This is a genomic window from Acetobacterium carbinolicum, from assembly GCF_047456275.1.
GTDB lineage: Bacteria > Bacillota > Clostridia > Eubacteriales > Eubacteriaceae > Acetobacterium > Acetobacterium carbinolicum.
The window spans coordinates 2,197,444-2,211,022 of sequence record NZ_CP173357.1 but is presented as its reverse complement, the minus strand read 5'-3'; the positions used below and the strand labels follow the sequence as shown (position 1 = coordinate 2,211,022).

General features: G+C 47.4%; 9 protein-coding genes and 2 pseudogenes. 9 read left to right on the top strand and 2 right to left on the bottom strand.

Annotation, left to right across the window (positions count from 1 at the left end):
• Window positions 1-92 precede the first annotated feature (92 nt).
• The 5 genes from ACIZ62_RS10285 to ACIZ62_RS10265 all read left to right on the top strand — a co-directional run bounded on the left by ACIZ62_RS10285 (window position 93) and on the right by ACIZ62_RS10265 (window position 6,353).
• Window positions 93-2,141, top strand: a complete 2,049-nt coding sequence (locus ACIZ62_RS10285) for an EAL domain-containing protein (protein ID WP_414150108.1) — start codon at window positions 93-95, stop codon at window positions 2,139-2,141.
• 33 nt (window positions 2,142-2,174) lie between these two features.
• Window positions 2,175-3,071 (top strand): LysR family transcriptional regulator, encoded by an 897-nt coding sequence (locus ACIZ62_RS10280; protein WP_414150107.1) that lies wholly within the window; start codon window positions 2,175-2,177, stop codon window positions 3,069-3,071.
• Between the two features lie 169 nt (window positions 3,072-3,240).
• Window positions 3,241-5,205, top strand: coding sequence for an FAD-dependent oxidoreductase (locus ACIZ62_RS10275; protein ID WP_414150106.1), 1,965 nt, complete (start codon window positions 3,241-3,243; stop codon window positions 5,203-5,205).
• 598 nt (window positions 5,206-5,803) lie between these two features.
• Window positions 5,804-5,950, top strand: coding sequence for a GNAT family N-acetyltransferase (locus tag ACIZ62_RS10270; protein ID WP_414150105.1), 147 nt, complete (start codon window positions 5,804-5,806; stop codon window positions 5,948-5,950).
• 154 nt (window positions 5,951-6,104) lie between these two features.
• Window positions 6,105-6,353 (top strand): hypothetical protein, encoded by a 249-nt coding sequence (locus ACIZ62_RS10265; protein ID WP_414150104.1) that lies wholly within the window; start codon window positions 6,105-6,107, stop codon window positions 6,351-6,353.
• Window positions 6,354-6,467: 114 nt separating this feature from the next.
• On the opposite strand, the gene ACIZ62_RS10260 is transcribed toward ACIZ62_RS10265, so the two are convergent.
• Both ACIZ62_RS10260 and ACIZ62_RS10255 read right to left on the bottom strand, forming a co-directional pair.
• Complete coding sequence (locus ACIZ62_RS10260) at window positions 6,468-6,977, bottom strand: helix-turn-helix domain-containing protein (RefSeq protein ID WP_111886747.1); 510 nt, start codon at window positions 6,975-6,977, stop codon at window positions 6,468-6,470.
• A 230-nt stretch (window positions 6,978-7,207) separates the two neighbouring features.
• A pseudogene (locus ACIZ62_RS10255) lies at window positions 7,208-7,574 on the bottom strand (carboxymuconolactone decarboxylase family protein).
• 244 nt (window positions 7,575-7,818) lie between these two features.
• On the opposite strand from ACIZ62_RS10255, the gene hsdR reads away from it, so the two are divergent.
• The 4 genes and pseudogenes from hsdR to ACIZ62_RS10235 all read left to right on the top strand — a co-directional run.
• Window positions 7,819-11,154, top strand: a complete 3,336-nt coding sequence (gene hsdR / locus ACIZ62_RS10250; RefSeq protein ID WP_414150103.1) for a type I restriction-modification system endonuclease — start codon at window positions 7,819-7,821, stop codon at window positions 11,152-11,154.
• Complete coding sequence (locus ACIZ62_RS10245; RefSeq protein ID WP_414150102.1) at window positions 11,151-12,566, top strand: N-6 DNA methylase; 1,416 nt, start codon at window positions 11,151-11,153, stop codon at window positions 12,564-12,566. Before hsdR ends, ACIZ62_RS10245 begins: the two co-directional genes overlap by 4 nt.
• Window position 12,567: 1 nt before the next feature.
• The gene (locus ACIZ62_RS10240) at window positions 12,568-12,969 is read left to right on the top strand and encodes a hypothetical protein (protein WP_414150101.1); all 402 of its coding nucleotides are present in this window, start codon (window positions 12,568-12,570) and stop codon (window positions 12,967-12,969) included.
• Window positions 12,970-13,011: 42 nt separating this feature from the next.
• A pseudogene (locus ACIZ62_RS10235) lies at window positions 13,012-13,497 on the top strand (restriction endonuclease subunit S); the annotation flags it as partial.
• Window positions 13,498-13,579: the final 82 nt, after the last annotated feature.

The window sequence follows — 13,579 nt, the reverse complement described above, 5'->3', positions numbered from 1 at the left end:
AAATGAGGTAGATATATAACAAAAGTCGTTGAAAAGAGGATCTTGTAAATGATAGAATACAATCTTAACGACAACTAAACTGGAGGATAGTGATGTTTCAATTGGATATTCGATTACTGATCGTAACGATACTCTTTTTTTCGATTATTTTTGTGGATTTTTTAAGAAATAAAAAATTACCGCTTTTATCAAATAAATGTTTTGCGCTGATGCTTTATTTTACGGCGGTAAATCTTGTTTTTAATGTGCTCAAACTTTATACCACGGTCAACGTTGATGCGTTTATACCGCTGGTAGACCGGATGTTTAGCCAGCTTTTTTACGGCAGTATGATCATGATTGTGGTGTTTCTTTTCTGGTATGTTGAAATTTTAGGGAATAATCAGAAACGAATGAAGTGGAAAAAGGTTCTGAGGCGTATGCTGCCCCTGGCTTTCCCGATGGTGATGATACTCTTTGGGGATTTGAATTACGAACTCCGCAATCAGCAATTATATGCCGATGGATCAATGGTTGTCGGATTCACATTAAGCCTGCTTTTCTATTGTGGATGGATTTTTGTGGATACGGTTCGTTATAAAAAGACGATCCAAAAAGAAAATCGGTTGGCTATCCAACTGGGGGTTCTGATGCTGGTTGCCGGAGGCGGAATTCAACTCTTTAATTTTGGTCTGCTTTTTTCGGAAGTGGCGGTCACCCTGATGATTCTGTTTATCTATCTGGCCTTTGAAAATCCCAAAGAATACATCGATGAGGAAACAGGCTCCTTTAACAAACGGGCCTTTCATCTGGTGTTAAATGAAAAAAAGGAAGCTGAGAAGCCATTGATTCTGGTGAGCGTGGTGGTGGATGATTTAAGAAGAATTCAAACCATGGTGGGGCATGAGAATACCAATCACATCCTCAAGATAATCGGGATGATGATGAAAGACAGCTTCCAATTCTGTCCCGGTTGTGACCGAAAAAGGATTAAAAAAATAAAACACAATGCCGATTTCAGCCTTTATCACTCTCGTAGCAATGTGATGACGTTTTTAACCGAAGCCACTCTTGACGATATTAAAGATCAGTTGGAATTGTTGGCCCGGCAGATAAAAAAGCCGATCCAGTTTTCAAAGCACACCATTGTTATTAAAGCGCATATTGATGTGATTTTTACAGATAATTACAAAAATCAGGAAACCTGCGATGAGGTCTACGACATGATGAATTATATGGCCTCACATAATAATGCCACAGCGGAAAAAATCATTCATCTTTTAAATGAAGCGGTCATCAGTAGTAAAATACGCTATTCAACCATTGAAAATATCCTCATTGACGCCATCGAGCATGACGGGTTTGTAATGGTGTACCAGCCAATATACCATGCCAAAAATAAGCAGTTTCTTTCGGCCGAAGCGCTGGTTCGCTTAACCGACACCACCTCGGTTGGTTTTATCTCCCCGGAAGAGTTTATTCCCATCGCCGAAAAAAAAGGCATGATCATGGAACTGGGGGAGATTGTCTTTGATAAAGTCTGTGCCTTTGCCCGGGAAGAGGCACTTAAGGATCGGGGCATCGAGTACATTGAAGTAAATCTTTCCGGAATTCAATGTGTCCACCCGGATCTCCCCTGTCAGTTACAGGGTATTATGAAAAAATATGATATAACTCCGGGTTTTATCAACCTGGAAATAACCGAAACCGCCTTTGTGGAATCGGGTGAAATGCTCCGGGAGAACATGCTTAAGCTGAGGCAGATGGGATGCAGCTTTTCGATGGATGATTTTGGCACCGGGTATTCCAATTTGTCACGGATGGCTGAAGTGGTGTACGACCTGGTAAAATTGGACAAGAGTCTGATCTGGCCCTGTTTCGACCAGGAGAACAGCGGGAAAAACAGTAAGGCCACTGCTATTCTGGAAAATATCATCAAGCTTCTGTTGCAACTAAATGTTAAAATCGTCGCTGAAGGGGTGGAGACCAAAGAGATGGCGACCTACCTCAACAACCTCGGGGTCACCCATTTACAGGGGTATTATTATTCCAAACCGATCAGCGAGGCGGCGTATTTAGATTTTTTAACCATAGACCAAAGTAGTTATAAAATTGTAACAGATGATGAGAAAACCAAAACGTCACAAGTGAATAGTCTGTAAGACTACAGTTTATTTTCAGAAGAGGAGAAAGAAATGGATATCCGAAAGATTGAATATTTTCTCTGTGTGGTTGATGAAGCCAGCTTTACCAAGGCGGCTAAACGGCTGCATGTGTCGCAGTCGGGCATCAGTCAGCAGATCGCCAGCCTGGAGGATGACCTGGGGGTGATCCTGATCAATCGCGTAAAAAACAAATTTGAACTCACCGAGGCAGGGGCATATTTTTACCAGTCCTGTCAGGAATTTGTCAATTACTATCACCAGATCCAGAAGAAAACCCGGGAAATTCATTTTCGCAGTCAGTTGGATATCAACATCGGTTATGCCGGTCCCATTGAGGCTACCATCATTGAACCGCTGGTCAGCTTGATTCAGGCGTATTATCCGGATCTCAATTTTAACTTCGAAAAAAGCAGTTTTCGGGAAGTCATCGAGGCGTTATCGAATCGCTCCATGGATATGGTGATCTCCTACACCTATGATCTGGTGAAATCCAGCCAAGTGGTAACCATCCCGATCCGTCGGAAGCCGATGGGTCTGCTGGTCAGCAGCCGGCACCCCCTGGCTGGGCAGCAAAGTGTCTGTGCCGCCGCGGTTGCTGGCGAAAAGATCATCATGCTCAATCCCGACTATGGCCGGAAGAGTTATGAGAATATGATCAAATGCTGTCGGCTCGATGGTTATGAACCCAATATCACCCAAGAAGTTCCCACCTGTGAAGCGATGTTTCTGAAAGTCGATGCCAACAGCGGGGTCTCGTTTTTTTCCCAAGGCTATGTTGAAAAAATCTTTAAAAACATCTGTTATGTCGAGCTGGAAGGAACTCACCATATCGACTGCGTCGATTTGAGCTGGCTAAGAAATAATGGCAACGCCTTTATTCCCAAAATTGCAAAGTTAATTCAGGACAATCTCCATAAGCTATTCTGATCACCTCATCAGATCTGTCTATTAGACAGGGAGATGGGGCAGACGTATAATCAGCTTAGAAAAATCTTATGTCGGCATTTTTACACGTCCTGAAGCAGGACCCGTGTAAACGCTGACAAACGATGGTGCAGCTATTGCCGCTATAATTCAGAGTTGAAGAGGAGATCGTATGAAAAACTGTAAATATCCCAATCTTTTTACCCCGATTGTGCTGGGGAACACCCTGTTTAGAAACCGTATTTTTGCTTCCCCCACCGGTTACCAGAATTTAAATGGAGACGGTTATCTCAATGAGGGCGCCGCCGCCTATTATGAACGAAAAGCCCGGGGCGGGGCGGCCAGCGTCACTTCTTTTGAAGGGATTGTCGATGGCGAGTTGGGCCGCGGCGGGGCCACCCATATCTGTCTGGACACGCCCAACATCAGCAATAATCTGTCCCGACTGGCTTATGGCGTTAAAACTTATGGCGCGGTGGCATCCCTGGAACTTCAGCATACCGGCATGTTTGCCAATCGGGATCTATCCTTTTTTGGCGCTTCCTCCAAAGGGATTGCCTATGGCCCGGTGGAGTGTGAGCTGGCGGGCCGGACGATTCAGGCCATGGATGAAGAGATCATCGAACGGACGATTAGAAAATTTGCCCAGGGGGCGGGGCTGGCAAAACGCTGTGGCTTTGGAATGGTCACGGTTCATGCCGGTCATGGCTGGCTGCTGCATCAGTTTCTCTCGCCGATCACCAACACCCGTACCGATAAATGGGGCGGCAAGGATGTCGAGAACCGCTCCCGGCTGATCATTGCCGTCTGTGATGCTATCCGTAAAGAAGTGGGACCGGGTTTCCCGATTGAAATCCGCCTAAGCGGTTCGGAATGCTACGATGGCGGATTCGGCATTGAAGACGGTATTGCCATTGCCAAACAGCTGGAAAACCATGTCGATTTATTGCATATCTCGGCCGGTAACCACGAGGTCGAAGAAGTGTTCGCGATCACCCATCCCAGCATGTTTACTGAAGATGGCTGCAATGTTAAATATGCGGCCGAAATCAAGAAACACGTCAAAACCCCGGTGGCTACCGTGGGTGCCCTGGATGATCCGGAACTGATGGAAGAAATTATTCGTTCGGGACAGGCAGACGTGGTTGAAATGGCCCGGGGGCTGCTGTGCGATCCGGACTTCCCCAATAAACTGCGCAGCGGCAATGAAGACAAGATCATTAAGTGTTTACGCTGTTTATCTTGTTTTTCCAGCGAGCTTGCAAACGGCGAGCCCTATTGCGCTCTGAATCCGGAAACCGGCCGGGAGCTGGAAATGAAATTCGCCATTCCCACGGCAGTTAAAAAGAAAGTGCTGATCGCCGGTGGTGGAATCGGTGGGATGCAGGCGGCACTGACCTGTGCCGACCGCGGTCATGAGGTGATCCTGGCTGAAAAAAGTGACCATCTGGGTGGGGTGCTCCGCTGTGAAGAAGCGGTGGCCTTCAAGAAAAATCTGGATGCCTACCTGAACCAGCAGCAACAACGGATTCAGGATGCCAACATCGAAGTCCTTCTGAATACCGCGGTGACGCCAGCAATGGCAGAAACCATCGAGCCCGATATTATCATCGCCGCTCTGGGTGCGGAACCGGTTAAACCGCCGATTCCCGGCATCAATCACAAGCATGTCTTCTGTGCCCAGGACGCCTATACCGCCATTGACACCATCGGCGATCAGACGGTGATCATTGGTGCCGGTCTGGTCGGGGTGGAGTTGGGATTGCACCTGATAGCCAATGGCAAAAAAGTGAAAATTGTTGAATTGTCCGATCATGTCAATGACGGCGGTAATTTCCTGCATATGCTGGGCTTGAAGTTTGAAATCATCAAACGGGATCTGGAGATTCAATTCAATACCAGGGTGAAAGAAATCCGGGAAAACGGTGTTCTCTGTGAAATAGACGGCGCTGACCAATTGCTGGCCGCCGATACCGTGATCTACGCGGTCGGCCAGAAACCCCGCCGCGACGATGCCCTGGCGCTTAATTTCTGTGCTCCGGAATTCTATCTGGTCGGTGATGTCATCGCCCCAAGAGATATTACCAGTGCCAATGCCGAAGCCTTTATGACTGCCCGCAACATCGGCCGATTCTAGGAAAAAATAGCAACTCATGATTTAATCGCCGCTTTCTGATTGATAATCAGAAAGCGGCGGTTTTGATCGTTATTTAAAAACCGCCGTTAGGCTTCAATATTTTGTTTAAAGCATAACCACACTGTCGCCATCACAACGGTTTATTTTATTGCTTGACGACATAAGCATGACTTGCTCAATGTTTGTTGTGAAATTTGTCTTTTTTAGCAAGAATGACATATTGGGTATGTGTCAAATCGAATTGCCTTAATGCGTCTTTAATCGCTCTCTACCAAAGGGTGGACACCTACCAAAAGAGTAAGCTGGTACTTTCATTATGGGATTGATACCGGGAGCCTTTCAACGCTCGACCATAGAAAGCAACCGATCCATCGTGGCTGGCAAGGTGGCATTTATTCCTTTGCCCATACCATCCATTTGGGCGTCGACACCGCCTTCAATTCCGCGAGTTTAAATTTTAGCTCGAACACTTAAAAATCTTTCCCACCGCACCATTAAATGATACAATAAATCCATTCACACTGATTACACAGGCATTGAGGTAAATGTTATATTAAGCTACTTGTCAGGATCCCTAACTTAAAGAAGGAAGTACGCGATGTTAAAAAGGCTTCGTGAAGCCGGTCACACGACGGTTTCGCTCAGTGTGACACAAAACAATCCGGCAGTGGCTCTTTATAAAAAATGTGGCTTTGAGATCCTTAGCGTTCAGCAGGATGATTTTCTGATGTTGTTAAGACAATGAAAGCCAATAGTAACGAAGTAATGATTCGAAAATGCAATTCTTTAGTGCACTGATGCTAGGTGCACATAACTTATAACCAGCCTTGCTCTGAAACTGGCGGTCATATTTGGCTGAACTTCGATCTGGAAAAAATATCGTCTTAAAGGAGTTATCAATGTTTTCGAGAACGTGGCATGGGATTGTACCGATTAAAATGCGGGCGGCATTTGAACAGTATGAATGGGACATTGACCGGGAAACTAAAATCCATGTCGCCACGGTGCAAAGTCTCGTCAAACGAATTCTCTATAACGAAGCCGACATCATCCCGGCAGTGTCTGATTATGATTTGATTGTGAAGGACGGTGAAAATAGAAAGAGGGCAACCAAGCCGATAATGGCGAGGTTGCCCATACTTTCGTAGTAATCAAGATTAGCTTTAGCAAGAGCTAAAAGGCTCATATCAAGCGAATGCTCATAATCTCATTGACAAATTGGAATTTTGAAGTATGAACTGCATCCAAAAATCAGAGCCGTTTTATACTTTCTTTCGTGTCAAGAAAATTCCGACGATTGCCCCTATAAGGACAATTGGTGCTAATCTGACAAACAGCCATTCAAACGCGTGAAAAGCTACTCCGACAACGGCAGTTTCAGGGTCATTATAATCCCAACCTAAGTAAGGACTATTTAATACTATTAAAACAGCCAAAATCGTTACTAAGATCGCACACAATAAGATAAGTAGGCAGTGAAGTGTTTTTCTTCTCGCGGTCTTCCTTTGTGCAAGCTGTAAGTTTATAATCTCCAGTTTTTCGGAAATTACTTTCAAGTCATCAACCTTCGACTCAATAACAGTATCTCCAAGCAAAGTGCTTACGGGTGTTTCAAACACTTCCGATATGGAGATTAACATTTCAGAATCAGGAACTGACAATCCTTGCTCCCATTTAGAGATGGTTTGTCGCACCACATTCAGCTTGATAGCAAGTTCTTCTTGTGAAAGTCCTTTTGACTTTCTAATAGCTTTAATGTTTTCGTTTAACATAGCAAATACCTCCTTTGATTGCTACTTAATTATAATAGATATTTGCCCGTTGCGACAAGCAACGCAAATTAACAATGACTATTTTTCTGATAAAGGGTATATAAATTTGCTCACCGAGCGTTCAAATTTATCACTACCACTTCGCATATCCCGGGTGCCAGGCACACTTAACTTAGATCGGTAGGGAGCGTCGCCACCAGGTCTACTTCAGGCCCCGGTGCTAGGTACGCTTAGCTCATGTCAGGAGCTTGTTGGTCATGGGCAAGTGCATCACGGGCGGGAAAGACCTTTTTGGCAACCAGCAACCGCGTTTAAAAATTTCGGAAATCCGGTGTAGGGGATGCACCGAATAAATGCTTCAATATTTTTTTCTGGTAAAATCCCGACATTTAAGGCACCATTGATATGTACGTCCAGCTGGGGTTCGCAGCCGCCAGCGGTCAGCAGGCTGGTGATGGTGATTAGTTCCCGTTCCTCAAGGGTCAGCCCCGGTCGGGAGTAAATATCGCCAAAGGCGAATTCAATAATATAGTTGCCCAAGTCGGGGGCGATTGTTTTTAGCGACTCGATTACTTTTTCGTCGCCAACTCCATCAATCCGGTTTTATACCGAGACCCTAATGGTTGAATATTCAGTTGCTGGAGCACATGTAGCAATCAGTATCGGAAGAAAACCATCCTAGAATTAGCGATATAGCCCAAACCATTTTTTAAAACTCACAGGTGTTAATCCGGTGAGTTTAATTTTTTGCTCAAACACTTAAAAATCTTTCCCACAGTGCCATTAAATGATACAATAAGTCCATTCGCACCGATTACACAGGCATTGAGGTAAATGTTTTATGAAGTCAAACTACGCTTTTTTAAATGATCACTTTCCAGCGCTGGCCGGGATGGGCAGTCTGGCCGAGGACTATCTGTATACCGACGGTAATTCCTGCCTGATTAAGCTGGGTCTTTTTGGCGAGACGATGGTCAATCTGATGATGGCGTTGGATGGGGTGACCCCGCCAGAAGGGGAGAATACCCACGCCAACCGGATCAAAACGCTGAAACGGGAAGGTCTGATTCCGGCGGCCATTGACGACATTTTCTACGCCCTGCGCAAGGCCCGGAACCGGGCGGTTCATGAAGGCTACGACGGCTTTGACGACGCCGTTATTTTGCTGGAAATGGCCTACAAGCTAGGGGTCTGGTTTATGCAGGTCTACGGAGACTGGCAGTATGAGCCCGGCGGGTTTGTGCTGCCCCAACAGCAACCCCGTACCGAAGCCGTCCGCTACGGCAAAAAAACCAAAGCTCAGTTAAAACTGCAGCAACAACAAGAAGCCGCCGAAAAAGCGCAACTGGTCTGCCAGCTTGAGGAAAAAGAAGCCCTCATTAACGTGCTGCAAAAAGATCTGCGTCAGGGTCTCGCCGCCACTCCCGCCACCCCCCAACAGCGGGCCCGGCAGGCCAAGACGGCCATTGATCACCTTAATCTCTCTGAAGCCGAAACCCGTTATCTGATCGACACCCAGCTCGGCAAGGTGGGCTGGGAAGCTGACAGCGTTCGGCTCACCTACGCCAATGGGGTTCGCCCACAGAAAGGCCGGAACTTGGCCATTGCCGAGTGGCCCACCGACTCCACTGTCAGTAAAACCGGTTATGCCGACTACGCCCTCTTTGTCGGTACTGCCCTGGTCGGGATCATCGAAGCCAAACGCAGTGCCATCGATATCCCGGCTGTGATTGACTACCAGTGCAAGTCCTACGCTCAGGCCGTCAAAGAAAGTGACGCTGCCTATGTCATCAACAACTGGGACGGCTACAAGGCCCCCTTTCTCTTTGCTACCAACGGCCGCAAATACCTCAAGCAGCTGGAAACTAAATCCGGGATCTGGTTCCGGGACGTTCGCAACGAGGCCAACATTCCTCGGGCGCTGCAGGGCTGGATGAGCCCAGAGGGGATGATGGAGCTGCTGGCGACGGATATCGCTGCCGCCAACACCGCTCTTAAAACCATGCCCGCCGATTTTCTCACCGACACCAACGGCCTGAACCTCAGACCTTATCAGATTGAGGCCATCACAGCCGCCGAAACCGCCATTATTCAGGGGCAGGAAAAAATCCTGTTGTCGATGGCCACCGGCACCGGCAAAACCCGGACGATGCTGGGGCTGATTTATCGGCTGCTGAAAATCGGTCGTTTCAAGCGGGTGCTTTTTCTGGTTGACCGATCAGCCCTAGGCGAGCAGGCCCAGGATGTCTTCCGGGAGGTTAAACTGGAAGACCTGATGACTCTGGATGAAATCTATAACATCAAAAATCTCGACGATCGGGATATTGACCGCGAAACCAAAATCCATGTCGCCACGGTGCAGAGCCTGGTCAAACGGATTCTTTATAACGAAGCCGACACCATCCCGGCAGTGTCCGACTACGATTTGATTGTGGTGGATGAGGCCCACCGGGGCTACATTCTCGACAAGGAGCTCAGCGATGACGAGATGCTCTACCGCAACCAGGACGACTTTATCAGCAAATATCGGGTGGTGATTGACTATTTCGATGCTGTCAAGGTCGCCATGACTGCCACCCCGGCCCTTCACACCAGCGAGATTTTCGGCGCCCCGGTGTTTTCTTACAGCTATCGGGAGGCCGTGATCGAAGGGTTTCTGGTTGATCACGACGCTCCCCACACCATTACCACCCGGCTTTCCACCGAGGGGATTGTTTATGAAAAGGGTGAGACCGTGGTGATTTATGACCCCATCACTAATGAGGTGAAAAACAGTGATCAGCTGGAGGATGAGCTGAAATTTGAGATTGAACAGTTTAACCGCCAGGTCATTACCGAAAGCTTCAACCGCACCGTGCTGGCTGAAATCGCCAACGATCTCGATCCCGAAGGGCTGGGTAAAACCCTGGTCTTTGCGGTGGATGACAACCATGCCGATTTGATTGTCAAAATTCTCAAGGAGATTTACGAGCCCCTGGGGGTGGACAACGATGCGATTTTAAAAATTACCGGCAGTGTCGGTGGCGGTAATAAGAAAAAAATCATCGAAGCGATCAAACATTTCAAAAACGAAAAATTTCCCAACATCGCCGTTACTGTGGATCTGCTGACCACCGGCATCGATGTCCCGGAAATCACCACCATCATCTTTATGCGCAGGGTCAAATCCCGGATTCTGTTTGAACAGATGATGGGCCGGGCGAGCCGGCTGTGTCCGGCTATCGGTAAAACGCATTTTGAAATTTACGACCCGGTGGGGGTTTATGAAACCCTGGACCCTTACAGCACCATGAAACCGGTGGTCGCCAACCCCAGCACCAGCTATGCCGACCTGCTGGCGGGACTGGATGTGCTGACCACTGAGGCCCAGCTTAAAAATCAGCTTGAGCTGATCATTGCCAAGCTCCAGCGCAGTAAGCGCCAGCTTGATCAAACTGGCCTGGCCCAGTTTGCCGACCTGACCGGCAGCGACAGTCCCGACGATTTTATTAAGACCTTGCGCCAGATGACCGTAACAGAGGCGACAAAGACCCTGCTTAAAAACCCCGAGCTGTTTGAAATCCTGCAACGATCCACCCGATCGGGGCGCCAGCCAGTGGTAGTGTCGGACAAGGATGACGAGCTGCTGAGTCACACCCGGGGTTATGGGGAAGGTCAAAAACCCCAGGATTATTTGGACGAATTTAAGGACTTTATCAATGCCAACAAGAATAAGATTTTAGCGCTGAAACTGGTATTAACCAGCCCCGCCACGATGACCCGGGAAAGTTTGAAAAGCCTGAAACTGGAGCTGGATCGCAATCACTTTACCGAAGCTCAGCTCAATAGCGCCTACAAAGAGCTCAACCAGGTGGACATCGCCGCTGATATCATCAGTCTGATCCGCCAGCAAGCGATTGGATCGGCCCTGATCAGTCATGAAGAGCGGATTCACCAGGCGGTTACCCGGCTCAAACAAAACCATCGTTTTACTCAGATGGAAAGCAACTGGATCGACCGGATCGAAAAAAATCTGCTGGCTGAAACCATTCTCGAGCCCGGTACCTTTGACAGCGGGGCCTTTAAATCCCAGGGCGGCTTTGCCAAAATCAACAAGGTTTTTAAAAACCAGCTCCCGGAACTGATCACCGAATTGAATCACTACCTATATGACGATGGAGGAAACGCAGCATCATGAATAATCAGGAAATTGTATCCAAACTCTGGAATCTCTGTAACGTCCTCAGAGACGACGGCATTACCTATCACCAGTACGTTACCGAGCTGACCTATATTTTATTTCTAAAGATGGCCAAAGAAACCGGCACCGATGGAACCATTCCCGCGGCCTACCGCTGGGAGGTGCTGGTTAAAAAACAGGGCACCGAGCTGAGACGTTTTTATAACGAGCTGCTCACCCATCTGGGTGAGGAAACCAGCGGCCGAATTTTACAGATCTACGCCGGGGCCCGGTCCAATATTGACGAGCCTAAAAATCTGGAGAAGATTATCCTAAATATCGATGCTCTGGACTGGTACTCCGCCAAGGAAGAAGGCCTGGGCAACCTCTATGAAGGGTTGCTGGAAAAAAATGCCAACGAAAAGAAATCCGGGGCCGGTCAGTATTTCACCCCCCGGGTGCTGATCAATCTGATGACTAGGCTGATTGACCCCCAGCCCGGGGAACGCTGTAACGATCCCGCCTGTGGCACCTTTGGCTTTATGATCGCGGCGGACCGTTATCTTAAAGATAAGACCGACAATTATTTTGATCTGGGCTCCCAGGCCAAGCAGGACTTTCAGAAATACCAAGCCTTCAGCGGCTGTGAGCTGGTTCACGATACCCACCGGCTGGCGCTGATGAACGCCATGCTCCACGATATTGAAGGCGAGATTCTGCTGGGGGACACCTTGTCCAATGCCGGTAAGGTGATGAAAGGCTTTGATGTGGTGCTGACTAACCCGCCCTTTGGTACCAAGAAAGGCGGCGAGCGTAGCACCCGGGATGACCTCACCTTTCCGTCCTCCAACAAACAGCTTAATTTTCTCCAGCACATCTACCGCAGCCTGAAAGCCGATGGTCAGGCCCGGGCAGCCGTGGTACTGCCGGACAACGTCCTCTTTGCCGACGGCGACGGGGCTTCGATCCGGGCCGATCTGATGGACAAATGCAACCTCCACACCATTTTGCGGCTGCCGACCGGGATTTTCTATGCCCAGGGCGTTAAAACCAACGTCTTATTTTTTACCCGGGGCAAAACCGAAAAAGACAATACCAAAGCAGTTTGGTTCTATGATCTACGCACCAATATGCAGACCTTCGGCAAAACCAAAACCCTTAACGACGAACACTTTGCCGATTTTATAACTGCTTATACCGCCGCCGACCGCAATGCTGTCACGGATGATCGCTTTTGCTGCTTTACCCGGGAACAGATCGCCGAGAAAAACAACAGCCTTGATCTGGGCCTGATCCGGGACGACAGCATCATCGACTACGAAGATATGCAGGACCCGATTGAGAGCGGCGAAGAAGTGGTGGCCAAACTGGAAGAAGCCGTTGATCTGATCCAGAGCGTCTTAAAAGAGCTACGCTCTTTGGAGGCGTAGGATGGCGAAGAAAAAGCAGGAATTGAGCAGTGAGGAATTGCTGGAGCAAGCGTTGGTTAGGGAAGAGGACTGGCCTTATCAGGTGCCGGGGAATTGGGTTTGGGTGAGGCTGGGTGGATTAATCCAAGAAATAAAAAATGGAACAACCGTAAAACAAAATAAACAGGGTTTAGGCGCAAAAGTAACACGGATAGAAACAATACAAAATAATAATCTTGAGCTTGGTAGATTTGGTTTTATTGAGGACATGAAGACAATAAAAGAAACTGACTGGTATTGTGACGGGGACATTGCGTTAAGCCATATTAATAGTGCCGCACATGTTGGTAAAACTGCCATGATAACAAAAGATTTACTCCCGTTAGTTCATGGGATGAATTTATTAAGAATTCGTTTTAATTGAGCCTGTAACCCACGATATTTTCAGTATTTTTCTCAAACATTTCAATATAAAGGCAGTATTATCCAAAGAATAAACATGGCGGTCAATCAAGTCAGTATTAATCAAAAACAGCTAGCGAATGTTGAATTTCCCCTCCCACCCCTGGCCGAACAACAGCGTATCGTCGACCGCATCGAAAGTCTTTTTGATAAGCTGGATCATGCCAAAGAACTGATCCAGGCCGCCCTTGACAGCTTCGAAACCCGCAAAGCCGCCATCCTCAACCAGGCCTTCACCGGCCAACTAACGAAAAAGTGGCGGGAAGCCCATGGGGTTGGGTTGGGGAGTTGGGTAGAACACCAGTTTCAAGATATTATTTTAGATACTAAGATAGGGATTGTAAGAAATTTAAGTGAACAATCAGAAAACTTTGAGTTTAAATATTTGAAAATGAATAATATTGACAGGTATGGTCATATCGACTTCAATAATATAACTAAAGTAAATGCGACCAAAGATGAAATTGAAATGTACTCTCTCAAAGTGTAAGAAACAATGATAAAATCCTCATATAAAACGGTTGAAAATTCCTCAAAATAAGCGTACTCTCCTTTTAAAAGGGGGTATGATA

Bases quoted from the DNA above. Each gene is read 5' to 3' on its own strand.
- ACIZ62_RS10285 (WP_414150108.1), top strand. From the start codon at position 93: ATGTTTCAATTGGATATTCGATTACTGATCGTAACGATACTCTTTTTT.
- ACIZ62_RS10280 (WP_414150107.1), top strand. From the start codon at position 2,175: ATGGATATCCGAAAGATTGAATATTTTCTCTGTGTGGTTGATGAAGCC.
- ACIZ62_RS10275 (WP_414150106.1), top strand. From the start codon at position 3,241: ATGAAAAACTGTAAATATCCCAATCTTTTTACCCCGATTGTGCTGGGG.
- ACIZ62_RS10270 (WP_414150105.1), top strand. From the start codon at position 5,804: ATGTTAAAAAGGCTTCGTGAAGCCGGTCACACGACGGTTTCGCTCAGT.
- ACIZ62_RS10265 (WP_414150104.1), top strand. From the start codon at position 6,105: ATGTTTTCGAGAACGTGGCATGGGATTGTACCGATTAAAATGCGGGCG.
- ACIZ62_RS10260 (WP_111886747.1), bottom strand. From the start codon at position 6,977: ATGTTAAACGAAAACATTAAAGCTATTAGAAAGTCAAAAGGACTTTCA.
- hsdR (WP_414150103.1), top strand. From the start codon at position 7,819: ATGAAGTCAAACTACGCTTTTTTAAATGATCACTTTCCAGCGCTGGCC.
- ACIZ62_RS10245 (WP_414150102.1), top strand. From the start codon at position 11,151: ATGAATAATCAGGAAATTGTATCCAAACTCTGGAATCTCTGTAACGTC.
- ACIZ62_RS10240 (WP_414150101.1), top strand. From the start codon at position 12,568: ATGGCGAAGAAAAAGCAGGAATTGAGCAGTGAGGAATTGCTGGAGCAA.